This is a genomic window from Anaerococcus lactolyticus ATCC 51172 (assembly GCF_000156575.1).
In the GTDB taxonomy this organism is placed as follows: Bacteria; Bacillota; Clostridia; order Tissierellales; family Peptoniphilaceae; genus Anaerococcus; species Anaerococcus lactolyticus.
Genome location: NZ_GG666045.1, coordinates 73,824 through 96,585 on the forward strand (window position 1 = coordinate 73,824; position 22,762 = coordinate 96,585).

Here is a 22,762-nt window from a genome sequence, read left to right on the forward strand (position 1 = left end):
GTAACTGAGTTCCACCTGGCGAATCTTGGTTTTGTCAAAGATGCAGTTGTAGGAAAATACAACATCGTTAAAAAAATCAATGGTTCTGGTCCTTTGAAAAGAAGGATAATGGACATGGGAATTATAAAAAAATCAGAAATTTACATAAGGGAGGTGGCGCCACTTGGCGACCCTGTGCAAATTAATATTAGACATTATGAACTTAGCATTAGAAAAGCAGATGCTGAATTAATTGCAATTGAAGAAATAGAAAAGAAGGAGGACTAAGATGGCTATTACTATTGCACTTGCCGGCAACACCAATAGTGGTAAGTAAACACTTTTTAGCGTCCTCACTGGTTCCAACCAATATGTTGGTAACTGGCCAGGGGTAACTGTTGAAAAAAAGGCCGGTAAGTATAAAAAAAAATAAACACGTTTTTATATTACAATGTTATTAATAAAGATAAGTAGAAAGGATGATTAAAATGAGTAGAAAAAAGATTTTGGGATATATTTCTGCTATTATAGGTATCTTGTTAGTGCTTGCACCAAAATTTATAACACCCGTTTGCCCTCCTATGGAAAATGGGATGTTCATGAAATGCCATTGGATGGGAAATATGACTATAGGTATTGGCGCAGTCATTTTAGTATTAGCAATTATTCTTATTGTAGTTAAAGATTCAAAAATATCTTTAGGATTATCTATTTCAAATATAGCAATTGGTATTTTAGAGATACTAAACACTCAAGTGCTTATTGGTGGATGCATGAAAGCCGATATGGCTTGCAGAGCAATAACCATTCCGTTTTGCACATTGTTGTCAGGCATATTGGTTTTAGTTAATATTTATTATTGTATGAAAGAAAGACATTCATAATGGAATCAATAATTGAAACTGAAAATTTAAGCAAGAGTTTCAAAAGAGGTTCTAATACACTTTTTGCTGTTAAAAATGTAAACTTTACCTTGAAGGAGGGAGATTTTGTCAATATAATTGGCAGAAGTGGTTCTGGAAAGTCAACTTTTTTAAATCTTTTGTCTGGTTTATTAAAACCGACTGAAGGTAAAATTTTTGCTAAGGGCAAAAATATAAGTGATTTTTCTGATAGAGAAATTAGCAAATATAGGAATGAAATCATAGGTTTTGTGCCACAAAGTCTAGGAACACTTCCAAATTTAAATGTTTTAGAGAATGTGTCTCTTCCTTATTATCTATTTAAAAGAGATGACTCTGCTTATGAAAAAGCAGCTATGCTTCTTGATGAGATGGGAATTTTGCATTTGAAAGATGATTTTCCTAAAAATTTATCTGGAGGAGAGCTAAAAAGAGTGCTGATAGCCAGATCTATGATTAATTCGCCGAAGCTTTTGATTTTAGATGAGCCTACAAGTGATTTGGATAAAAATACTACTATGGAGATAATGGATTTATTAAAAAAAATAAATTCTAAAGGTACTGCGCTTATTATAGTTACTCATGAGCTTGATATTTTAAAATACGGCAATACACTTTACCAAATGGAAGATGGAAGTTTAATAAAGAAAGGGGGATAGAGATGAATTTATTAAAGAAAATGACTAGCGTTTTTGCAATCATGGTAATCATGATTAGCCTAACTTTAACGCCTGCTTTTGCAGCAGAAACAAATTATGGTAACTGGGTTGAAGTCGCTGATGCTATGTCAGAACATTTAGAAAAAGCTGTGGAAGTTTACAAGCCTGGAGATAAGGATGCTAAAAAAGCAGCCACAGATGCAGTTAATGTAGCTTACTTTAAATTCTATGAAAAAATCGGATTTGAAAAAACAACTATGACTGCAATTTCAGGCCAAAGGGGTTCAATGGTTGAACATCAATTTTACAGAGCAAAAAATTCTATCAAAGAAGATGCAGACCCAAAAGAAGTTAAAGATGAAATTGATGCACTTATAACTTACCTTCATGAAGATGCCCATACTCTTGATGGAACCTCTGGAGATTCTAAGTCCAGTGGTCAAAGTCAAGAAGATGCAAATAGCCTTTCAACAGGTCAATTGTTGGGAGAGCTGCTAAAAAGATTTGGTACATTTTTTGCAGTTCTTGGACTTACACTTCGCGAAGGACTTGAAGCCATTTTAGTTGTAGCTGCCATTGCTGCATATTTATCAAAGACTAATAATAGAATTTATTTAAAAGGTGTATATATTGGAGCCTTGCTAGGCATTGTTTTTTCAGCAGTCCTAGCTGGAGTATTTAATATCATCGCCAATACAGTGGGAGAAGTTGAGTCTGGAATGGGACAAGAAATATTCGAAGGAATTGCGATGTTTCTTGCTGTTATCGTACTATTTTATGTATCCAATTGGATGCTTTCTAAATCTGAAGTTGAAGTTTGGAATAGATACATTAAAAACAAAGTTGAACAATCTGTTTCCAAGGGTAATTATTTTGCCTTATCTTTCACTTCATTCTTAGCAGTAGCAAGAGAGGGTGCAGAACTCATTTTGTTTTTCCAAGGTATGAGAACAGGCATTTCTGAAAATCCAATGCATATGTGGATTGGACTTTTAGTTGCCGCCATAATACTTGCAATTGTATATTATTTAATTGCTAAAGTTTCTGTAAGGCTACCATTAAAACCATTCTTTACATTTACTTCTTGGCTAATGTTTATACTTTGCTTATCTTTCTTAGGAAAGGGCATAGGAGAATTACAAGAAGCAGATGTAATTGGCAGAACTATAGTTCCTTGGATGAATGGATGGTCTGCTGAAGTTATAGGTATATACGATAGGTATGAAAATCTTATTCCACAAATTATTCTATTAGTAGTAACCATTGTTTCTGTTATCTATCAAAATAATAGAAACAAAAAAATTAGAGCTGAGCTTGAAGCCAGCCAGGAAAATAAATAGGAGGATATTATGTTAAAAAAGAAAAATTTATTTCCTGTTGTTATGACACTTGTGTGTGTATTAATGTTTACAGCTTGTGGTAAAAAAGAAGATACAAAAGCTAATAATACAGCTAATACTTCTACTGAAGAAAAAGCACCAGCTGAAGAAAAAGCACCAGCTGAAGGAAACAAAAAAGAAGCAGGAGATGCAAAAGCTGCAGCTCCAGGAGAAGATGCAGGATTTGAAGAATTTCCAATTGGCGATGACCAAACTAAAGGACCTTTAGTAATCTCTGGTGTATATTTCCAACCAGTTGATATGGAACCAGCAGGAAACTCAATTCCTAAAGAAGAAGCTGATTGCCATATTGAAGCTGACATTACAGCATCACAAGAAGGTTCAACATTAGGTTATGGTGTTGGTGATTTTGTTCCATGGTTAAAAGTAAAAGCTTATTTACAAAAGAAAGGTTCAGACCATGTTCAAGAAGTAGCTTTCATGCCAATGAACGCATCTGATGGTCCACACTATGGTGCAAATGTTAAATTTGACGAAGGTGTTGGCGTTTATGATGTAAAATTCGAAGTAGCTGCACCAGGCAATGACTACTTACTACACGTAGATAAAGAAACTGGTGTAACAGGTAGATTCTGGACAGAACCACTTGTTGCAGAATGGACTGACTTCGAATGGAACGGACCACAATGGTAAAGTTTTAAAAATTTATAATATTTATAAGGGGAATTTATGTTCCCCTTATATACATTTATGGGGGGTGAAATTATTTTAAAAATTTTTATTAAAGTTATGGAGGCGGGAATAGCCTTTTCTCTAATGATCTCTTTAATACTTGCCTATTATACAACTAAAGAAAGTAAATATAAAAAGTATGTTATTATAATTTCTTTAGTTTTAGGGGTAATTGCAGCAATTGTTTCAATAATTATAAGAAATATACCTAATTTTATTAATAGAACAGAATTGAATTTCTGGTCTATGGTACCCATAGTTATCTCAGTATTTTTAATATTAATTTTTATGATATTTGAAGATAAGATAAATGCTAAAATTTATGATAATTTCATTTCATCATCGGTTGTTGTTTATCTTGTAGGAATTTGTTTTTATTATTTACCGTATGTATTTAACCAATCAAACAAATTTGTATATTATGGCGAAAGTGCTGTTTCAACTATTGTACTTTTTAGGATTTTAGGCTTTGTTTTTGGAATAATCATGATGATTTTATCAGGACTTGCCATATATAAGTCTTCAGTTAAACTTGAAGGTAAAAACTTAAAGATTATTGTTTTTTTGAGCTTGGTATGTTCGGGTATCAGCCAATTTAATATCATAATTCAAAGGTTTTATTCTAAAGGGATTATTCCTAGAAATGTTAACTTTTTTAGAGTTATTGCATTTATAGCTAATCACGAAAATGTGTTTTTATTTGCAACAATGCTAATTATGATAGCTATTCCAGTAATTTTATATAAGCAAAATATTAAAGTTAATGAAGATTATAGCAATAGGGCTCAGTTAAGAAAAATAAAGTATAGAATGAAGAATAAAAAACATTGGGCGATTTTTTTCCTTGTCGTTCTATTTATTAATACTTTTTCATTAACGGTTGGAAAGGCATATTCTAATAAGGAACAGGCCCTTTCACCACCTGAAGATTATCAAACTGAAAATGGAATGATTGTTATTCCTATAAGCAGCTTAGAGGATATGCATTTGCACAGATATTTGTATAAGGCAAAGGATGGTGTACAAATGAGATTTTTCTGCATTAAAAAATCAGAAGGTTCCTATGGAGTTGTACTTGATGCCTGCGAGATATGTGGTCCATCTGGATATTTTGAAAGAGGCGATGATGTTATTTGTAAGTTGTGCGACGTTGTAATGAATAGGGGTACAATAGGTTTTAAGGGTGGATGTAACCCGATACCTTTCCCATACATTGTCCATGATAAAAAGATAAAGATTGCGCAAAAAGATCTTGACGCATTGTCTTATGTATTTAAGTAGGAGGGCTTATGTTTTGGAGAATAGTTAAAGGAGCGCTTTTTAGACAAAAGGGAAAGATGGCTCTTATTGCATTTACAGTTGCCCTTGGAGCTTCTCTTGCCACTTCAATGTTAAATACCATGCTCGGTGTTGGAGATAAAGTTAATCAAGAATTAAAGACCTATGGAGCAAATATTAATGTATTGCCAAAGGAAGCTTCCCTTCTTGATGATTTGTATGGCATGCAAGAAAAAGAGGGGCAGGTTCAAAAATATTTAAAGGAATCAGAACTTCCTAACATTAAAACTATTTTTTGGGCTTACAATATTGTAGACTATACGCCATATCTTAACACTTGGGTTTCTTGTAATAATGATTCTAAACATACTAAGATGGTAGGAACATGGTTTAATAATCATATGAATTTGCCTACTGGAGAATCAGTTGATACTGGTATGATTAGACTTAAAAACTGGTGGGAAGTTCAAGGCGAGTGGTTATCAGAAAATGATAGCGATTCAGTTATGCTTGGAAAGATTTTTGCAGATAGAAATGGATTTAAAGTTGGTGATGAAATCCAACTAAAAAGCAATAATTTAGACAAAAAATTAAAAGTTAAGGGTATTTTCTCATCAGGTTCTGATGAAGATGCATTTATATATTCTACTTTAAAAACAGCACAAGAATTTGCTGGAGTTACTGGAGTTGTAAATAAAGTTGAAGTATCAGCTCTTACTACACCAGACAATGACTTAGCAAGAAAGGCTGCCAGAAACCCACTATCTTTAACTATTAAGGAAAGGGAAGTATGGTATTGTACAGCTTATGTATCTGCTATTTGTTATCAAATAACAGAAGTAATGACTGATTCTGTAGCTAAGCCAATTCGCCAAGTTGCAGAAAGTGAAGGAGATATTTTAAATAAGACTACACTTCTTATGGTTTTAATTACAGTATTAACTTTGATTGGTTCAGGCTTTGGTATTTCTAATCTTATTACAGCATCTGTAATGGAAAGATCTAATGAAATTGGACTTCAGAAAGCTATAGGGGCGTCAAATGGAAGGATAATTTGCATAATTCTTGTAGAAATAATTTTGACAGCGATATTTGGAACAGTTATAGGTTACGGTGTTGGTCTGCTACTTACTCAGATTATTGGTCTAACAGTTTTTGGCTCAGCAATAGCTCCAACAGCTATGGTAGTTCCTATTGTAGCAATACTTATTATTCTTGTTACAATATTGGGGTCAATACCAGCTATAAGATACCTTTTGAATTTAAATCCTACGGAGGTACTACATGGCAGATAAACAAAGTAAAAATAAATTTTACTTAAAAATGATAATGACTTCCTTGGCAAGGAGACGTGCAAGAATGTTAACAGCACTACTTGCTATAGCTATGGGAGCAACAATTATTTCAGGACTTGTTACTATTTACTATGATATTCCTAGACAAATGGGTAAGGAGTTTAGGTCTTATGGTGCAAATATGTTGGTAATTCCCACTAACCCTGATAAAAAAATCACCAATGAACAGTTAGATGAAGTTAAATCGTTAATTCCTTCGGGAAAGCTTGTAGGTCAGGCACCTTATATTTATACAAATGCAAAAATTAATGAACAACCTTATATGCTTGCAGGTACAGATTTAAAGGGAGCGAAAGAAAATTCTCCATACTGGCTTATTGACGGTTCATGGCCTGAAAAATCGAGAGAAGTTTTAATAGGTAATGAAGTTTCAAAGGCTTTGGGATTAAAAGAGGGAGATAAAATTATCATAAATACTCCCAAAGTTAATGGAGAAGGTTCTATAGATACTAATTTTGTTGTTTCAGGAGTTGTAACAACAGGTGGTAAAGAAGAAGAACTTATTTTTATGAGTATTGATGATATTTCACAGCTTGTTAAAGACAAAAATTTTGATGTCGTAGAATATTCAATAGAAGCTGAACAAAATGAACTTTCAAAAATAGTATCAAATATTTCACAAAAGGATGGATCTCTAACTCCACAAATGGTAAAAAGAGTTACCGCCTCACAAGATATAGTTTTGAATAAATTACAAGCTCTTGTCTTCATTGTAACGATAATAGTATTATTCATAATGATGATATGTGTATCCACAACAATGATGGCAGTTGTAACTGAAAGGCGTAAAGAAATAGGTCTTAAGAAAGCTTTGGGCGCCACAAATTCGTCAGTAATTGTTGACTTTTTAGGTGAAGGAGCATTTTTGGGGGTTTTTGGTGGTCTTTTAGGTGTTGCATTAGGATATATATTTGCCAATAGAGTAAGTATTTCGGTATTTGCTAGAAAGGTAAGTTTCTTGCCTCTTTTAGTACCTATGACAATTATTGTCTGTATAGTAATAACTATAGTTGCATCTTTAATACCAGTATCTAAAACTGTTGATATTGATCCAGCTTTAGTGCTTCGTGGAGAATAGAAAGGAATTTTATGGACATATTAAAACTTGTAGATGTTTCAAAAATTTATGGTGAACTTAAAGCCCTTGACAAAATCAATTTAAGTGTAGAAAAGGGCGAATGGATTTCTATAATGGGTCCATCAGGTTCTGGTAAAACAACAATGATGAATATTATTGGTGCCATGGATAAACCTTCACTTGGTGAAGTTATTTTGGATGGTGAAGATATAGCAAAAAAATCACCTAAGGAACTAACAGCTATTAGAAGGGATAAGATAGGACTTATTTTCCAACAATTTCATTTAGTTAATTATTTGAGTGCTTTGGAAAATGTAATGATGTCACAATATTATCATTCTATGCCAGATGCACAAGAAGCAATGGAAGCTTTGGCTGCAGTAGGTCTTGCTGATAGAGCCAAGCACTTACCCAACCAATTATCAGGTGGGGAACAACAAAGAGTATGCATCGCTAGAGCTCTTATTAATCATCCTGCAATACTTTTAGCCGATGAACCTACAGGAAATTTGGATGAAAAGAATGAATATATAGTTCTTGATATATTTAAAAAACTTCACAATGCAGGATCAACAATTATTGTTGTAACTCACGACCCTGAAGTCGGTGAAGAATCTGAAAGAATGATAACTCTTGATCATGGTAAAATTTTAAAAGAAGAAAAAATGAAAAGAAAAAGACCAGTTCTTGATTCTGTAAAAAAAGATCAAAAACTTAAGGAGTTTATATGAGAAAAATTTTAAATGTATTAATATTTTTTTCTTTGGGGCTTGTCCTAGTTGCTTGTGGAGGAGATAAAAAAGAAGAAGCTCCAAGCGTAAGCTATAAGGACGGCACATATCATGGAGAATCTGCCAAAGATGAAAGAGGCGGACTTGTAAAGGTGGATATAACTGTTAAAGACAATAAGATTGAATCTTGCACAATGCAAAACATTGATGGAGATGGAAAAGAAAAGGATGAATCTTATGGTCAAAGCCAAAATGAAGGACTATATAAGATAGCCCAACAAGCTATAAATCTTGCAAAATCATACCCAGATAGATTAGTGGAAAAAGGAAATCCTGAAGGAGTGGACGTTATTTCGGGGGCAACAGGAACTTACAAGCAATTTATAGAAGCTTGCAATAATGCTCTTGATGGTGCAAAATAATGAAAGATTTATACACAATTAATTTGGCAAAAAAAAATATAGAAAATAAGAAGACAAGATCAATTACCTTGATTTTTCTTGTAGGAATTTTAACTTTTATTTTATTCATGTCATCATTTATAATTTTTTCTCTTGAAAATGGCATGAAATCTTTATCAGATAGAATGGGAGCAGACATTATAGTAGTTCCAGAAGGTTATGATTCTAAAATTACAGGTGCAATATTAAGGGGAGAACCTAATACATTTTTTTTTGACAAGGACATATTAAGTAGAGTAAAAAAAATACCGGGCATAGAAAAAGCTTGTGGCCAAGTTTATCTAGCTACACTTTCTGCTGGGTGCTGTTCTTTTCCCATTCAAGTTATAGGAATTGATTTTTCTGATGACTTTAGCGTTAAACCTTGGCTTGAAAAACAGATTAAAACTCCAATTAAAGCTGGGCAAGTTGTTGTTGGTGCTAATATTGTGGGGGATATTAATCATAAGGTTAAATTTTTTAATCAAGAATTTGATATAAGAGGTAGGCTTGCAAAAACGGGCATGGGTTTTGATAATTCAGTTTTTATGACAATAGAAGAAACTCATAGATTAGCCAAGGAATATGAAAAGATAATTAATCATCCGGTGGCAAAAAAAGATGATATATCTTCTATTTTAGTAAAAGTTGAAAAAAACAAAGATCCAAAAACAATTCAAAAACTTATTAAAGAAGAATTTAAAAAAGAAAAAGTGTATCCTTTATTGCCAAGAAAAATAATGACACAAGTTTCAGATTCAGCAAAAAACATGCTTATATATGTGTATATATTGATAGCTTTGATTTGGATACTAGCTTTCTTTATTTTAAGTCTTGTAAATACCTTATCAGTTAAGGAAAGGAAAAGAGAATTTGCAACCATAAGGATATTAGGAGCAACAAAGAAAAAACTCAGAGAAGTAGTTCTTGTTGAATCTATGCTAATTAATGGTACAGGTGCAGTCATAGGTTCTGTGCTTTCCTTTGTTTTAAGTATAACTTTCAATAATGTATTTTCATCAATTTTAAATATGCCTTTTTTAAGACCGAATATATTCCTTATGATTCTAATGTTAATAATAGTAATAATTTTGGGAACCTTGTTAGGACCAATATCTTCAATTATTGCTATTAATAAAATAAATAAAGTAGAATTATTATTGATGCAAAGAGATAATGATTAAAATAGGCTATTTGTCAAATTTTGGGGAGACTTGTTAACTCGAGTCTCTCTTTTCATTTAAAAATAAATACTTAAACGCTAATAGAATATCAAAACTAAAATAAGTAAAAACTATTAAAAAAAACATAGCAAACAAGACTCCTTGACCTGAACCCGTAAACACGGAATAATCTAATAATATTTTAAGCGGAATGTAATCTGTACATAACAGGAGACATTCCGTTTAATTTTATCTTAATCCTATCCTCATTGTACCATTTGATATATTTTTCTATCTCACTAACTAATTCATCATAACTTTTAAATTCCACACCATAATACATTTCTTGTTTTAATATCCCAAAGAAGTTCTCCATTGGGGAATTGTCTAGACATGAGTATTTTCTTGATCTAGTTTTGAATTTAGAGCATAGCAAGGATTCTTCTCTCATTATTCTTAAGACTTTTTTATGATTAATATTAAAGCCTTTATTTTTTAATACCATAGTTACTCTTCTGTAGCCATATCGACCTTTTGAAGCTTCTGTTATGGTTTTAATTTCATTTTTAACTTCTTTGTCTTTATCTACTGGACTTTCTAATTTTATCTTCCATTCATAGTAGGATGATTTTGGTAATTTTGCTATGCTTAACCATTCACTTATTTTACTTTGTGGATATTCTTTTATTAAGTTGAGGATTATCTTTGTCTTTTCCTTGTTTCTGCTTCCTCTTCCAGCAGCAAGGCTTGTAGCTTTTTTTCGTAGATTATCTTCATTTTGAGAAGTCTATTTTCTTCCCTTAATCTTATTAACTCTTCTCTTTCACTTTCGTTTATTGGAGTATTAGGTTTAAACTTCTTATTTGATTTGGTCATGTCTTTTTTAGGCCTTCCTCTGTTATCCTCTAGTCCAGATAAACCAAGCTGTCTATATGCTCTCTCCCAATTACATATTATTGATCTATTGCTTATATTAAAGTGCTCTGCGGTTTGTCTGAATGAGATATTATTGATTTGCCTATATTGTATTACAGATAGCTGAAATTCACTAGTGAATTTATCTTGATTTTGCTTTTTTGATAAGTTATCAAATCCACCTGATTGATATTTGATTATCCAGTTTTGTAATGTTCCTTCGGGTATATCGTATTTTTTAGCAATTATCGGACTGCCTCCAGATTCCCCTGATAAATATTCCATTACTAGTTTGATTTTAAATTCTTTTGTGTATTTTGGCATACAAAAACCCCTCCATCCGTATTCCGGATTTTGGGGTTCAGGTCATGAGGGCTGTTTTTTTCTTTCTTTGCCCCAGAATGATATAATGTATTAGAAGATACGTATTGATTAATATATTCCCACATACGAGGCTTTTGAAAATTTTCAAAATTTATCCATACTGACCACTCAAGCCATGTGTAAGCCATAGCGTTGATACAAAAGATGTAAATTTAGAAATCCTGCATTTTGATGAGTTTATAAGCATTTTGTCTTCGATAAAGATGAAGAAGGATACGTCAAAAAGACTCAAAAAAACTACATTGACGTGAGTGTTGTTTTGCAACTGGTATGAGGAAACACAAAAAATATATTTAACTCATTTGGTACTTTCTATGAGAGTAGCTCAAAAGGCTGCTCTTTTTTTGCTTTTTACCCATTTTATATATACCTATACAAATATCTATAAACTCATATAAGATAAAGGTGTATAAATATAAAAAAATAGTTTAATCACAGCAATCACATTTTAAAGTTTGATGGTCGCAAGCCAATCCACGTACCTCGCTAGGAAGTTTTCCTTTGTATCTTTTGTAATAAATGGAAAATTTGCTATGGGATGTGTAACCTACAGATTCGGCTATTTCCTTTATAGGAAGTTTGGTATTTAAGAGTAGAGTTTCAGCTACATTCATTCTTTTTCTTTGAGTGTATTCTGTAATGCTTTGACCATATTTTTCTTTGAATAAATTTTTTAATTTTGTTCCACTCATTTTAGATATTTTTTCAAGGGTTTCTTGATTTACATTCATGGCGAAATGATCATCTAAAAATCTGGCTACATCTTCAAGTGCTTTATTATCATCAGATTCAATTTTATATTTTTTTCTATTTAAGTATGTGTCAATAACTATGCTTACCCGCTCATTTGCCTTGGCTTTAAAGAAAAAATCAGCGGCGGGGGCATCCATCTTACAATTTAGAATTTCCATAGCCACTTTTTCTAATGATTTTGTAAGAATAATTTGATTCGGTTGAAGTAAAGCTGAATAAAATGATTCTGTATCTATATTAATAGCTGCTAGATGCTTTTCTAAGAGCTCTTTTTTAAAACCAATGGAAACAGCTAGATAATAACAGTTCTCATGTAATAAAAAAACAAAATCATCTCGTATATTATCAAAATCAAAAGTACATAAGGAGTTCGCTGTAAGTGTTTGATATGGATTAAATTTTTCGCCGTTTGCGCTAACTATGTAGCTTGTGTATATCGACACATAGTCTGCCATACTATAGGTATTATTTTGAACAACTTCTTCACTGATATAAAAATCATGTATATCAATAATAAACCCATCTCCTTCATAAAACCAATATAGGCCTTCTCCATAAGTTGAGTCCTCTTTTTTCCAACAAAAAGTGTGTCCTGCACTTGAGTACTTCTTATTGTTTTTACATTCATCTACTTTCAAATAATCTTTTACAAAATCATAATATGTCATAATACACCTATCCCTTTTAGACAATGTTCCAATTAGCCTTATTAATTCAAAACTATTGTATTAGTAATTATAAGCGATGTATAATAAAAAAGCAATGATAGTTATTATCAATTAAGCGAATTTATATCTAAAATGGATATCAAAGAAAGGAGATATTATTATGAAGATTTACAAAAAACTATTTGCTTATGTGCAGGATAAAAAATATCTTGGTTTTTTAGCTATAGTCTTTTCTGCTATATCTGCTGTACTTACGGTATATGGATTTTATTTAATCTACAAATTTCTGGATAATTTAATAATTAATTCAGATTTATCTGGCGCAGAGAGCATAGCGCTAAAATCTGTCATCACACTAACAAGTGGAGCAATATTTTATTCTGTTTCAGGAACATGTTCTCACATACTAGGTTTTAGGCTTGAAACAAATTTAAGAAAAAGGGGGATAGACGGCTTAGAGAAAGCAAGTTTTAGGTTCTTTGACTTAAATCCATCTGGTCAAATAAGAAAGATCATAGATGACAACGCCGCGCAAACTCATCAGGTTGTAGCTCACATGATTCCCGATAGTTCTCAGGCAATAGTTACACCCGTACTTGTACTAGCACTCGGCTTTATAGTAAGTATAAGAGTTGGCATAACTTTGCTTGCTCTTACCATAATCGATGGCTTGATTTTAGGTGCAATGATGGGAGAGCAAGAATTTATGAAGATATACCAAGAAGCTCTATCTAAACTAAGTGCTGAGACTGTTGAATACGTAAGAGGAATGCAGGTAGTAAAGATATTTAGAGCAAATGTAGAGTCATTTAAAAGCTTTTACAAGGCGATAAAAGATTACTCAAAGTATGCTTATGATTATTCACTATCTTGTAAAAAACCCTATGTTTTGTATCAATGGTTATTTTTTGGTTTAATTGCAATTTTAATTATACCTATAGTTTATTTTATGACTAGCTTAGGCAGCGCCAAGGTGATTTTACTTGAGCTTATCATGATTTTATTCTTATCAGGAGTTCTCTTTGTTTCATTTATGAGGATAATGTGGTACGCTATGTATATTTCTCAAGGCAATTATGCAGTAGATACTTTAGAGGCGCTTTATAATGATATGCAAAAAGATAAATTGGTCCATGGCAATGTCAATAATTTTAAAAATTACAATATTGAGTTTGACAATGTTAGCTTTGCTTATAACGATAAAGCTGTCATTGAAAATTTATCCTTTAAATTAGAAGAAGGAAAGTCCTATGCGCTAGTCGGCTCATCTGGATCAGGCAAATCAACTGTAGCAAAACTTATATCGGGTTTTTACAATGTTAATGAAGGAAGCATAAAGATAGGCGGCGTAGCAATAAGTGAATACTCTGATGAAGCCTTAATTAAAGCCATTTCCTTTGTTTTTCAAGATTCAAAATTATTCAAGAAGAGCATTTATGATAATGTTGCTTTAGCTAATAAAGGAGCGAGCAGAGATGACGTTATGAGAGCCTTAAAATTAGCAGGATGCGATCTAATATTAGACAAATTCCCAGAAAGAGAAAATACTATCATAGGCTCAAAAGGAGTTTATTTATCCGGTGGAGAAAAACAAAGGATTGCAATTGCTAGAGCAATTTTAAAGGATTCTAAAATTATTATTATGGATGAAGCTTCAGCATCTATTGACCCAGATAACGAGTTTGAATTGCAAAAAGCTTTTAAAAATCTGATGAAGGATAAAACAGTTATCATGATTGCACACAGACTATCTACAATTAAAGACCTTGATGAAGTTATTGTAATGGATGGCGGAAAAATTATAGAAAGAGGTTCTGACAAAGAATTAATGTCAAGTGATACAAAGTATAAGAGACTGCAAGATATGTTTAACAGTGCGAATGAATGGAGGGTTTCAAATGAAGGAGTTTTATAAAAAAAGATTTGCTCTTACAGATAAAGGAGCAAGAAATTTAAGTAAAGCAACACTGGCTTCATTTTTCGTTTATTGTATAAACATGCTTCCTGCGATATTACTAATGATTTTTGCTCAGGAAGTTTTGGAAAATATTGTTAAAAGCAAGGGATTTTATATAGCATTCTCAGTTTTTACCTTGATAGTAATGTATATTTTGCTTTCTATCGAATACGATAAATTATACAGCACAACATATCAAGAAAGTGCGGACTTAAGAATAAGGACAGCGGAAAATTTATCAAAACTACCTCTATCTTACTTTTCTAAACATGATATTTCCGACCTAGCGCAAACTATCATGTCCGATATTGAGGGGATAGAGCATGCAATGAGCCACTCGATACCAAAAGTGGGCGGTATGGCACTCTTCTTCCCACTAATATCCATTATGATGCTAGTGAGCAATGTGAAGATGGGTTTAGCTGTAATTATACCAACGATATTAAGCTTTATATTTATACCACTATCTAAAAAACATCAGGTTAAGGGACAAAAAAGATATTATGACGTCTTAAGAGAAAACTCAGAAAGCTTTCAAGAAAATATCGAGATGCAAATGGAGATCAAAGCCTATGGCTTATCAGAGGAAATGAAAGATAAGCTATATGAAAAAATGGATAAAAGTGAAAAAGTGCACTTAAAGACAGAGATAGGACTTATTTTAATTATGTCACTTTCATCAATTTTTAGCTTTATTTCCCTTGCTGTTGTGATATTTGTTGGCGTAAATCTAATTATTAATAAAGAGATAAGCCCTCTCTACCTTGTAGGTTATTTACTAGCGGCCATGAAGATAAAAGACGCTCTTGATGCATCTAAAGAGGGAATGATGGAGATATTTTATTTATCGCCTAAAATTGAAAGATTAAAAGAAATTCAAAATCAAGATTTACAAGAAGGCGATGACTATGAACTAAAAAAATTTGACATTGATTTAAAAGATGTTGAATTTGCCTACAATAAAGACACAAAAGTTTTAAATGGCGTAAGCTTTAAAGCTAAGCAGGGAGAGGTAACTGCTTTGGTAGGAGCAAGTGGCTGTGGCAAAACAACTATATTGAAACTTATATCAAGACTTTATGATTACGACGAGGGACAAATCTTAATCGATGGCAAAGATATAAAAGAAATATCAACAGAATCCCTTTTTGATAAGGTGTCTATTGTTTTCCAAGATGTAGTTCTATTTAATCAAAGCGTTATGGAAAATATTAGGATCGGAAAGCAAGATGCAAGTGACGAAGAAGTTAAAAGAGCAGCAAAACTTGCAAATTGCACAGATTTTATAGAAAAAATGGATAAGGGTTTCGATACAGTTATTGGTGAAAACGGTGCTGAACTATCAGGTGGAGAAAGACAAAGGTTATCAATAGCCAGAGCCTTCTTAAAAGATGCACCGATATTGATCTTAGACGAGATAGCAGCAAGCCTTGATGTTGACAATGAGAAAAAAATTCAAGAGTCTTTAAATAATTTAATTAAAGATAAAACTGTTGTCATCATTTCACACAGAATGAAATCCATAGAAAATGCAGACAAGATTGTAGTTCTTGAAAACGGAAAATTAGAAAGTGAAGGCAAGCATGAAGAGCTTTTACAAAAATCAAAAGTTTACAAGAATTTAATAGAAAAAACAAAAATGGCAGAAGAATTTATTTATTAGGAGGATTAAAATGGATACTAAAAAATTAAAAGTAAAAGATTTAGTAAGTATCGGTGTTTTTGCCGTAATTTATTTCGTCTTGATGTTTGGTGTTGGCATGATGGGTATGATTCCAATATTGTTTTTAATATACCCAACAGTTTTAGGCATAATTGAAGGGCCTGTTCTTATGTTATTTATGACTAAAGTTCAAAAACCATGGGCCTTATTTATACTCGGTATGATATCACCTCTTGTGATGTTTGCTATGGGACATACTTATGTAGTTGCAGTCTTATCACTTATAGTAATGATAATAGCAGAATTAATTAGAAAGATTGGCAATTATAATTCATTTAAATACAATATGCTTTCTTATGCAATCTTCAGCACATGGATATGTAGCTCTTTAATGCAAATGCTTTTAGCTAAAGAAAAATATATTGAATTATCTATGATGATGGGAAAAGATTATGTTGATGCAATGGAAAAACTAATAACTTATCCTCACATGGCTTTAGTAGCCTTAGGTGCTTTCCTAGGAGGAATTATAGGGGCATATATAGGCAAGGCACTATTGAAAAAACACTTTGAAAAAGCAGGCATTGTATAATGCCTACCTTTTCTGCAAATTATCCCTTTAATCCAAATCCAATAAGTAAGTTATTAGTCGTATTTCTTACAGGTTTAACTGTTGTGCATAGCTTAAACATCAGTTTTGAGCTAGAGATTGTTTGTCTTATTGGTATTTTATTTTATTTGAATGGGTACAAAAAAACATTTTTTAAATGGATAATTTTATGCGCAATATTATATGCTTTACCTAATTTTATGGTGTTATCTAATATAAATCCAATAATTAAGATGTTTTTAAGCTTATTTATTATCTTCAGAATGTTTTTATTGCCATTTATGGCAGCTAGCTTTATGATAAAGACCTCTGATGTAGGCGCAATAATTTCATCAATGGATAAGCTTAAAATTTCAAAAAATCTTTCCATACCTATTGCGGTTATGTTTAGATTTTTCCCATCTTTCAAAGAAGAGAAGAAAAACATCAAAATGGCTATGAGGGTAAGGGGGATAAATTTTAAAAATCCAATCAAATATCTTGAGTACGTTTCAGTGCCACTATTAATTATTTCTTCAAACATTGCAGATGATATTGCAAAAGCGGCAGAAACAAAGGCAATAGAAAATCCAATTGCCAAGACTAGATATATTCCTGTAAAGATACAGACTATAGATTTTGTATATGTTTTAATTATAACTGGACTTATTGTTGGAGGCTTAATATGGTAGAAATAAAAAATTTAAGCCTTGATTATGGCAAAGACCATATAATAGATGATATATCACTATCCATAGCTGAGGGAGAGTGCGTGTTGTTTACAGGAAAAAGTGGAAGTGGTAAGTCATCTTTAATAAACTCAATCAATGGCTTAGCCGTAAGATATGATAACGCGAAGACAAAGGGCGAAATATTTATTGATGGTAATAATATAAAAGATTTGGAACTTTATCAAATTTCAATGCTTGTTTCAACTGTTTTTCAAAATCCTAAGACATATTTCTTTAATGTTAATACGACATTAGAATTATTGTTTTATTTAGAAAATATTGGACTTGCAAGAGAAGAGATGGACAGGCGTTTGAATGATATGCTAGAAATATTTCCGATAAAAAATCTTTTGAACAGAAACATATTTAACCTATCTGGCGGTGAAAAACAAATACTTTGTATTGCAGCTTCTTATATAGCAGGCACAAAGATTATTGTTATGGATGAGCCATCATCAAATTTGGATATTAAAAGTATAGGCGTTTTGACAAAGATGCTTAAAATACTAAAAGAAAAAGGCATAAGCATAATTGTAGCTGAGCACAGGATTTATTATTTGATGGATATAGTTGACCACATCTTTTTCATAGATAAGGGTAAGCTTAAAAAAACTTATACAAGAAATGAATTTTTAAAATTAGATACAAGAGACTTAAATAACTTAGCCTTAAGGGATAAGAAGCTAACTAAGTTGGAAGTACCTCATTTAAAAGGAGATGGAGAATATCAGATAAAAGATCTTTCCTACAAATTTACTGAGGATGAATATTTAAGTTTAAAAAATATTTCTTTTAAGCTTGGCAAAATTTATGGCATAATAGGCTCTAATGGACGAGGAAAGTCAACGCTCTTGAGATGTTTAATTGGTCTTGAGAAAAAATCAAAAGAAGAAATTTATTTTAAGGGAGAGCAACTGTCTAAAAAAGAAAGACTTAAAAACTCTTCACTTGTTATGCAAGACGTAAATCATCAGCTATTTACGGACGAGGTATTTAGCGAACTTAGTTTAGGAGTAAAAAATTTCAATGAAGAAAAGGCAAAAATCATTTTAAAAGATTTAGGTTTAGAAGAATTTATTGAAAGGCACCCTATGAGTTTATCAGGAGGACAAAAGCAAAGACTTGCGATAGCATCAGTTATGTGCAAAGATTCTACATTTGTTTATTTCGATGAACCTACAAGTGGTATGGATTATTCAAATATGGAAAAAATATCCAAACTTATTAAAAAATACAGAAATAAGGATAAAATAATTTTTATAGTTTCCCATGATATTGAGTTTTTGAATGAAGTAAGCGATGAAATATTTGAAATATAAAGATAGGGCTGGAAAACAAGTTTATGGAAGAGTTAATTACTTTGTAAATTAAAATAAAATTATGATAATTTTCATTTTAGAGGACCTATAACATAAAGCATAAGTCCTCCATTTTTATTTGATAATTTGTAAAATTAAATGCGACACTGTAATAAAATAGAAAACTAATACTAATTTCGTGTGAAATGTTAAAAAGGACAAAAATACACGGAGGTTAATATGAGCTATAAACATATTACCATAAATGAGCGAAATAAGATGGAGCAACTAAGTTAAGAGGGATATTCTTCTAAAAGAATAGCAAAAATTTTAGGTTTTCATCACTCAATAATATCTAGAGAATTAAAAAGCTGCGATAATGATTATGAAGCTATCTATGCCGAAAAAGATAAGATTGAAAAATCATCACTTAAAGGCAGAAAGGCAAAAGCAGATATCAATATCATAAAATCCATATCTGAAAACTCCATAATTAATGGTCTCCTGAGAAATAGCAAACAGTAGATTGGAGAAAAAATTCAATGATAGTGCACTTGACAAACTAATTAAATCTTTACCTTTAGAAGTTTTAAAATCTTTAATATCTGACAGAAGCAGATGATTTGCTTGTTATAAATATGGTGTTCTTCGAGTAGTGCTCATAGAGAAATTTTTAGGAACAGAATCGGGAATCGCAAGTTTAACTAACCTACAAGCTGCCATAAATAAACAAGTTTCTTTAGGATATAGCTTCATACTATAACAACCCCATCTTGTGGATCAAAGGGTTTTTCGGAGGAGACAAGATTCGAGCGATGATGGTCTTTGAACGGATTGTTTAAATAAGAGTTTATTTCTATCCTTTAGTTTTTGCTTTTTATATCATATCTTTTAAAGTGATATCGAGCTTTTTAATAAAATCAGTATGAAGCCCTGGGTCCTCTTTGTTATAATTACAATTTGGGGGGGCTTAATTTTCCTATGTATAATTAACCGTATATGGATATATTCTATATGCGGTTTTTATCTGGGAAATTTAGCTAAGCTTGTCTTCAAAAAGTACAATAAAGAAAATTACACTTTATAAAATGTAAAATCATTGCTTTTTTTTGTTTTAGGGGGTACTATTAAGTTTGTAAAAAAAGGGGTGAATAAAGTGATAATAGAAAAAATTATTGGAAATGTTTTTGATATAAATGAAGAAAATTTAAAAATAAACTGGCTTAATATGCCTTACGACCATGCTCATAAGAAAATTCAAAGATTTGAATATGCGGGTCTGGACTTGGGTCTAAAGCTTTCTGAAGAGGATAGACAAAGAGGTCTAAAGCATGGGGATATAATTTATAGAGAAAATAATATAATTTATGCTATCAATATCGAAGAGCTTGAATGCTTAAAGCTTTCTATGGATGAGGCTAAGAGCTTTGTCAACTTGGCATATATTATTGGTAATCGCCATGCAAAATTGTACTGGTCAGAAGATGGCGAATCTTTAATTACACCATATGAGAAGACTCTCGAAGAAATGCTAAAGACTGTAGAAGGGATAAAGATGGATAAGGTCATGGCTAAATTATTGCCAAAAAACAACTTGATGGCGATTCTACCTCAAGGTCAAGTAGTAGATCATCATAGTCACGACCATGACCACGATCACGACCACAATCATGATCACCATCACGACCACAATCATCACCACCATCACCATGAATAGAACAAAATATGAAGAAGAGCTCATCCTCCTACAATTAAATGATAGTCAATTTCCTATAGGTTCTTATTCTCATTCTTATGGACTTGAAAATTATATCCTAAAGAATTTGATTAGAGATTCGAAAGATACAAAAAAATATTTAATAAACTATTTAAAAACTAGCTTCTATTATAATGACCTTTTAGCTGTGTATCTAGCTTACAATTATTTTATAGAAGGAAAAAAAGATGAGCTTTTAGATCTAAATATAAGATTACAGGCTCAAAAAAGCCAAAAAGAATTAAGGGAAGCTTCAGAGAAGTTAGGCTCCAGACTTATATCGACAGTTCATAAGATGGACATAGCTATGCCACCAAAATATTACGACTACCTAGATTATCATAAGAAAAATGACATTATCATCCATCACTCAGTCGCCTATGCTCTAATTACAGCAAGTCTTGATATTGATTTGACCGCATCTCTTTTGAGTTTTGCCTTTAATATGGCACAGAATCTAGTGATTACAGCGGTTAAGACCGTACCTATTAGCCAGTTTGATGGGCAGAAAATCTTATATGAAATCTATGACTTGATAATTGATTTAGTTACAAAGATAGATAAATTGGATGAGGAGTATTATTTTACTTCCTATCCAGGTGTAGAAGTTGCTTCAATGCAACATGAAGTATTATATTCAAGACTTTATATGTCTTAGGGAGGCTTATGGATTACGTAAAAATCGGTGTCGCAGGCCCTGTTGGTTGCGGTAAGACACATTTAATAGAAAAACTAGTAGAAGAATTCAAAAAAGATTACAAGGTAGCAGTAGTCACTAATGATATATATACAGAAGAAGATGCAAACTACCTAAAAGATCAGGGAATTCTTGAAAGAGATAGGATAAGAGGAGTAGAAACTGGAGGATGTCCTCATACAGCTATAAGAGATGATGTTTCTATGAACCTTGAAGCTTGTGAGGATTTAGTCAGAAATTTTAAGGATATAGAAATGATCTTTATCGAAAGTGGTGGAGACAATCTATCAGCAACTTTTAGTCCTGACCTTGCAGATGCCACCATCTTTGTAATAGATGTAGCTGCAGGTGGGGATATACCAAGAAAAGGAGGCCCAGGAATTTTAAGATCAGACCTTCTTATCGTAAACAAAAAAGATTTAGCTCCTTATGTTGGCGTTGACCTTGAGGCTATGAGAAAGGATACCCTAGCCCAAAGAGGGGATCGTCCATTTATCTTTACTAATATCAAAAATGGCGATGGACTTAATGAGGTCTATGACTGGATAAGAAAGCATGTCTTGTTAGAAGATTTAAAATAATGAAAAAAACATACGCAAGAGCCAGCAGATTATATTTAGAGTTTGAAAATAAGGATGATACAACTATCCTAAAAGATATCTATAATTCGCCACCATTTCTACTTATGCATACATTTAAATATGGCGACTTTACCAAGGCTATGATTATGAGCTCAAGCCCAGGTATCCTGGAAGGCGATATGCAAGAAGAAAAGTTCTATGCAAAAAAGAATAGCAAGGTCTTGCTTTCTTCTCAATCATATGAAAAAGTTTATAAGATGAATGAGAATTCTTTCGCAAGTCGTAAGGTTGAAATTCGTGGGGAAGAAAAATCTGACTTTATTTTTAAACTTTTACCAATGATTCTCTACAAGGATGCAGATTTTAGGGAGGATATCAAGGTCGATTTAGAAAAAGATGCCAGGCTTATTTTTTCTAACTGCTTTGTAGCTGGTAGAATTGGCAGGGGAGAAAGCTTTGAATTTAAAAGCTACAAGACTAATCTAGATATAAACCTTGATGGCAAACTTATCTATACCGAAAAAAACCTCATAAGGCCAAGAGAACAAAATATAAATGAACTGGGTTTGATGGAAGGCTATGACCACTTTTTGTCAATGGTTGCTATAAATTTTTCCGATGAAAATAATATAGGCGAGATTCGCAATATAATTGATAAGCATAGTTTAAAGAGAGGACTAAAAGGTGGGGCAAGTTACAGCTTTAGAAATGATATTCAAATTAGGATTTTGGGCAAGATGGGCCAGGATTTAATAGAATGTGAAAAAGAAATAATAGATTATTTGATTGAAAAAGGGGGAAGGATATGCATTTAGTACCAAAAGATATTGAACGCTTGATGATATTTACAGCTGGAGAAGTAGCCAGAAAGCGTAAAGAACGTGGACTTAAATTAAACTATCCTGAAGCAGTCGCTCTAATCAGTGCCGAGCTTTATGAAATGGCTCGTGATGGCAAGACTGTTTCAGATTTGATGCAAGAAGGCAGGAAGATTCTAACAAGGGATGATGTCATGGAAGGTGTCCCTGAAATGATTAAGGATGTACAAATAGAAGCCACATTTCCTGATGGAACCAAGCTTGTAACAGTTCATCAACCAATAGTGTAGGAGGC

Annotated in this window: 24 protein-coding genes and 2 pseudogenes; 23 read left to right on the top strand and 3 right to left on the bottom strand. The window is 32.2% G+C overall.

What is annotated here, in order from left to right; all coding sequences use genetic code 11:
* Window positions 1-15 precede the first annotated feature (15 nt).
* The 12 genes and pseudogenes from HMPREF0072_RS02865 to HMPREF0072_RS02915 all read left to right on the top strand — a co-directional run bounded on the left by HMPREF0072_RS02865 (window position 16) and on the right by HMPREF0072_RS02915 (window position 9,678).
* Window positions 16-267 (top strand): FeoA family protein, encoded by a 252-nt coding sequence (locus HMPREF0072_RS02865; protein WP_039931116.1) that lies wholly within the window; start codon window positions 16-18, stop codon window positions 265-267.
* A 1-nt stretch (window position 268) separates the two neighbouring features.
* Window positions 269-406, top strand: a pseudogene (locus HMPREF0072_RS11270) (FeoB small GTPase domain-containing protein); the annotation flags it as partial.
* Between the two features lie 61 nt (window positions 407-467).
* On the top strand, window positions 468-863 hold the full coding sequence (locus HMPREF0072_RS02870) for a DUF4418 family protein (RefSeq protein WP_037328686.1): 396 nt from the start codon (window positions 468-470) through the stop codon (window positions 861-863).
* A complete protein-coding gene (locus HMPREF0072_RS02875) occupies window positions 863-1,540 on the top strand; it encodes an ABC transporter ATP-binding protein (RefSeq protein ID WP_004827299.1) in 678 nt (225 codons plus the stop codon). Before HMPREF0072_RS02870 ends, HMPREF0072_RS02875 begins: the two co-directional genes overlap by 1 nt.
* A 2-nt stretch (window positions 1,541-1,542) precedes the next feature.
* Window positions 1,543-2,880, top strand: coding sequence for an FTR1 family iron permease (locus HMPREF0072_RS02880; protein WP_004827301.1), 1,338 nt, complete (start codon window positions 1,543-1,545; stop codon window positions 2,878-2,880).
* A 9-nt stretch (window positions 2,881-2,889) separates the two neighbouring features.
* Window positions 2,890-3,573: an iron transporter gene (locus HMPREF0072_RS02885; RefSeq protein WP_004827302.1), complete on the top strand. Its 684-nt coding sequence runs from the start codon at window positions 2,890-2,892 to the stop codon at window positions 3,571-3,573.
* 57 nt (window positions 3,574-3,630) lie between these two features.
* Entirely contained in the window at window positions 3,631-4,893 is a 1,263-nt protein-coding gene (locus HMPREF0072_RS02890) for a DUF2318 domain-containing protein (RefSeq protein WP_004827303.1), read from the top strand.
* A gap of 8 nt (window positions 4,894-4,901) precedes the next feature.
* Window positions 4,902-6,185: an ABC transporter permease gene (locus HMPREF0072_RS02895; protein ID WP_004827304.1), complete on the top strand. Its 1,284-nt coding sequence runs from the start codon at window positions 4,902-4,904 to the stop codon at window positions 6,183-6,185.
* Entirely contained in the window at window positions 6,175-7,323 is a 1,149-nt protein-coding gene (locus tag HMPREF0072_RS02900) for an ABC transporter permease (RefSeq protein WP_004827305.1), read from the top strand. Before HMPREF0072_RS02895 ends, HMPREF0072_RS02900 begins: the two co-directional genes overlap by 11 nt.
* An 11-nt stretch (window positions 7,324-7,334) precedes the next feature.
* The gene (locus tag HMPREF0072_RS02905; protein ID WP_004827306.1) at window positions 7,335-8,054 is read left to right on the top strand and encodes an ABC transporter ATP-binding protein; all 720 of its coding nucleotides are present in this window, start codon (window positions 7,335-7,337) and stop codon (window positions 8,052-8,054) included.
* Window positions 8,051-8,476 carry an FMN-binding protein gene (locus HMPREF0072_RS02910; protein WP_004827307.1) on the top strand — a complete coding sequence of 142 codons (426 nt, stop codon included), beginning with the start codon at window positions 8,051-8,053 and terminating at the stop codon, window positions 8,474-8,476. Before HMPREF0072_RS02905 ends, HMPREF0072_RS02910 begins: the two co-directional genes overlap by 4 nt.
* Complete coding sequence (locus tag HMPREF0072_RS02915; protein WP_004827308.1) at window positions 8,476-9,678, top strand: ABC transporter permease; 1,203 nt, start codon at window positions 8,476-8,478, stop codon at window positions 9,676-9,678. The genes HMPREF0072_RS02910 and HMPREF0072_RS02915 overlap by 1 nt, the downstream gene beginning before the upstream one ends.
* A gap of 181 nt (window positions 9,679-9,859) precedes the next feature.
* Here HMPREF0072_RS02915 and HMPREF0072_RS02920 read toward each other — a convergent pair whose 3' ends face one another.
* The 3 genes from HMPREF0072_RS02920 to HMPREF0072_RS02930 form a co-directional block, all read right to left on the bottom strand.
* Window positions 9,860-10,360 carry an IS3 family transposase gene (locus tag HMPREF0072_RS02920; protein ID WP_322785201.1) on the bottom strand — a complete coding sequence of 167 codons (501 nt, stop codon included), beginning with the start codon at window positions 10,358-10,360 and terminating at the stop codon, window positions 9,860-9,862.
* On the bottom strand, window positions 10,357-10,896 hold the full coding sequence (locus HMPREF0072_RS02925; protein ID WP_004827310.1) for a helix-turn-helix domain-containing protein: 540 nt from the start codon (window positions 10,894-10,896) through the stop codon (window positions 10,357-10,359). The genes HMPREF0072_RS02920 and HMPREF0072_RS02925 overlap by 4 nt, the downstream gene beginning before the upstream one ends.
* Before the next feature lie 488 nt (window positions 10,897-11,384).
* Complete coding sequence (locus HMPREF0072_RS02930) at window positions 11,385-12,377, bottom strand: helix-turn-helix domain-containing protein (protein ID WP_004827312.1); 993 nt, start codon at window positions 12,375-12,377, stop codon at window positions 11,385-11,387.
* Between the two features lie 160 nt (window positions 12,378-12,537).
* Here HMPREF0072_RS02930 and HMPREF0072_RS02935 point away from each other — a divergent pair, with 160 nt between their 5' ends.
* The 11 genes and pseudogenes from HMPREF0072_RS02935 (at window position 12,538) to ureA (ending at window position 22,757) form a co-directional block, all read left to right on the top strand.
* Window positions 12,538-14,292, top strand: a complete 1,755-nt coding sequence (locus tag HMPREF0072_RS02935; protein ID WP_004827313.1) for an ABC transporter ATP-binding protein — start codon at window positions 12,538-12,540, stop codon at window positions 14,290-14,292.
* Entirely contained in the window at window positions 14,276-15,997 is a 1,722-nt protein-coding gene (locus HMPREF0072_RS02940; RefSeq protein ID WP_039931046.1) for an ABC transporter ATP-binding protein, read from the top strand. Before HMPREF0072_RS02935 ends, HMPREF0072_RS02940 begins: the two co-directional genes overlap by 17 nt.
* 10 nt (window positions 15,998-16,007) lie before the next feature.
* A complete protein-coding gene (locus HMPREF0072_RS02945; RefSeq protein ID WP_004827315.1) occupies window positions 16,008-16,589 on the top strand; it encodes an MptD family putative ECF transporter S component in 582 nt (193 codons plus the stop codon).
* Window positions 16,589-17,278: an energy-coupling factor transporter transmembrane component T family protein gene (locus tag HMPREF0072_RS02950; protein ID WP_004827316.1), complete on the top strand. Its 690-nt coding sequence runs from the start codon at window positions 16,589-16,591 to the stop codon at window positions 17,276-17,278. The genes HMPREF0072_RS02945 and HMPREF0072_RS02950 overlap by 1 nt, the downstream gene beginning before the upstream one ends.
* Window positions 17,272-18,636 (top strand): ABC transporter ATP-binding protein, encoded by a 1,365-nt coding sequence (locus tag HMPREF0072_RS02955; RefSeq protein WP_004827317.1) that lies wholly within the window; start codon window positions 17,272-17,274, stop codon window positions 18,634-18,636. The genes HMPREF0072_RS02950 and HMPREF0072_RS02955 overlap by 7 nt, the downstream gene beginning before the upstream one ends.
* Before the next feature lie 219 nt (window positions 18,637-18,855).
* A pseudogene (locus HMPREF0072_RS12810) lies at window positions 18,856-19,098 on the top strand (helix-turn-helix domain-containing protein); the annotation flags it as partial.
* Window positions 19,099-19,771: 673 nt separating this feature from the next.
* The gene (locus HMPREF0072_RS02960) at window positions 19,772-20,332 is read left to right on the top strand and encodes an urease accessory protein UreE (protein WP_039931047.1); all 561 of its coding nucleotides are present in this window, start codon (window positions 19,772-19,774) and stop codon (window positions 20,330-20,332) included.
* Entirely contained in the window at window positions 20,286-21,029 is a 744-nt protein-coding gene (locus HMPREF0072_RS02965) for an urease accessory protein UreF (RefSeq protein ID WP_248601163.1), read from the top strand. The genes HMPREF0072_RS02960 and HMPREF0072_RS02965 overlap by 47 nt, the downstream gene beginning before the upstream one ends.
* An 8-nt stretch (window positions 21,030-21,037) precedes the next feature.
* Window positions 21,038-21,649, top strand: coding sequence for an urease accessory protein UreG (gene ureG / locus HMPREF0072_RS02970; protein ID WP_004827320.1), 612 nt, complete (start codon window positions 21,038-21,040; stop codon window positions 21,647-21,649).
* Entirely contained in the window at window positions 21,649-22,464 is an 816-nt protein-coding gene (locus HMPREF0072_RS02975) for an urease accessory protein UreD (RefSeq protein ID WP_004827321.1), read from the top strand. The genes ureG and HMPREF0072_RS02975 overlap by 1 nt, the downstream gene beginning before the upstream one ends.
* On the top strand, window positions 22,455-22,757 hold the full coding sequence (gene ureA / locus HMPREF0072_RS02980; RefSeq protein WP_004816472.1) for an urease subunit gamma: 303 nt from the start codon (window positions 22,455-22,457) through the stop codon (window positions 22,755-22,757). The genes HMPREF0072_RS02975 and ureA overlap by 10 nt, the downstream gene beginning before the upstream one ends.
* Window positions 22,758-22,762 lie beyond the last annotated feature (5 nt).

Excerpts from the sequence above, each read along its gene's own strand:
- HMPREF0072_RS02870 (WP_037328686.1), top strand. The coding sequence starts at position 468 with ATGAGTAGAAAAAAGATTTTGGGATATATTTCTGCTATTATAGGTATC.
- HMPREF0072_RS02875 (WP_004827299.1), top strand. The coding sequence starts at position 863 with ATGGAATCAATAATTGAAACTGAAAATTTAAGCAAGAGTTTCAAAAGA.
- HMPREF0072_RS02880 (WP_004827301.1), top strand. The coding sequence starts at position 1,543 with ATGAATTTATTAAAGAAAATGACTAGCGTTTTTGCAATCATGGTAATC.
- HMPREF0072_RS02885 (WP_004827302.1), top strand. The coding sequence starts at position 2,890 with ATGTTAAAAAAGAAAAATTTATTTCCTGTTGTTATGACACTTGTGTGT.
- HMPREF0072_RS02890 (WP_004827303.1), top strand. The coding sequence starts at position 3,631 with ATGGGGGGTGAAATTATTTTAAAAATTTTTATTAAAGTTATGGAGGCG.
- HMPREF0072_RS02895 (WP_004827304.1), top strand. The coding sequence starts at position 4,902 with ATGTTTTGGAGAATAGTTAAAGGAGCGCTTTTTAGACAAAAGGGAAAG.
- HMPREF0072_RS02900 (WP_004827305.1), top strand. The coding sequence starts at position 6,175 with ATGGCAGATAAACAAAGTAAAAATAAATTTTACTTAAAAATGATAATG.
- HMPREF0072_RS02905 (WP_004827306.1), top strand. The coding sequence starts at position 7,335 with ATGGACATATTAAAACTTGTAGATGTTTCAAAAATTTATGGTGAACTT.
- HMPREF0072_RS02910 (WP_004827307.1), top strand. The coding sequence starts at position 8,051 with ATGAGAAAAATTTTAAATGTATTAATATTTTTTTCTTTGGGGCTTGTC.
- HMPREF0072_RS02915 (WP_004827308.1), top strand. The coding sequence starts at position 8,476 with ATGAAAGATTTATACACAATTAATTTGGCAAAAAAAAATATAGAAAAT.
- HMPREF0072_RS02925 (WP_004827310.1), bottom strand. The coding sequence starts at position 10,896 with ATGCCAAAATACACAAAAGAATTTAAAATCAAACTAGTAATGGAATAT.
- HMPREF0072_RS02930 (WP_004827312.1), bottom strand. The coding sequence starts at position 12,377 with ATGACATATTATGATTTTGTAAAAGATTATTTGAAAGTAGATGAATGT.
- HMPREF0072_RS02935 (WP_004827313.1), top strand. The coding sequence starts at position 12,538 with ATGAAGATTTACAAAAAACTATTTGCTTATGTGCAGGATAAAAAATAT.
- HMPREF0072_RS02940 (WP_039931046.1), top strand. The coding sequence starts at position 14,276 with ATGAAGGAGTTTTATAAAAAAAGATTTGCTCTTACAGATAAAGGAGCA.
- HMPREF0072_RS02945 (WP_004827315.1), top strand. The coding sequence starts at position 16,008 with ATGGATACTAAAAAATTAAAAGTAAAAGATTTAGTAAGTATCGGTGTT.
- HMPREF0072_RS02950 (WP_004827316.1), top strand. The coding sequence starts at position 16,589 with ATGCCTACCTTTTCTGCAAATTATCCCTTTAATCCAAATCCAATAAGT.
- HMPREF0072_RS02955 (WP_004827317.1), top strand. The coding sequence starts at position 17,272 with ATGGTAGAAATAAAAAATTTAAGCCTTGATTATGGCAAAGACCATATA.
- HMPREF0072_RS02965 (WP_248601163.1), top strand. The coding sequence starts at position 20,286 with ATGATCACCATCACGACCACAATCATCACCACCATCACCATGAATAGA.
- ureG (WP_004827320.1), top strand. The coding sequence starts at position 21,038 with ATGGATTACGTAAAAATCGGTGTCGCAGGCCCTGTTGGTTGCGGTAAG.
- HMPREF0072_RS02975 (WP_004827321.1), top strand. The coding sequence starts at position 21,649 with ATGAAAAAAACATACGCAAGAGCCAGCAGATTATATTTAGAGTTTGAA.
- ureA (WP_004816472.1), top strand. The coding sequence starts at position 22,455 with ATGCATTTAGTACCAAAAGATATTGAACGCTTGATGATATTTACAGCT.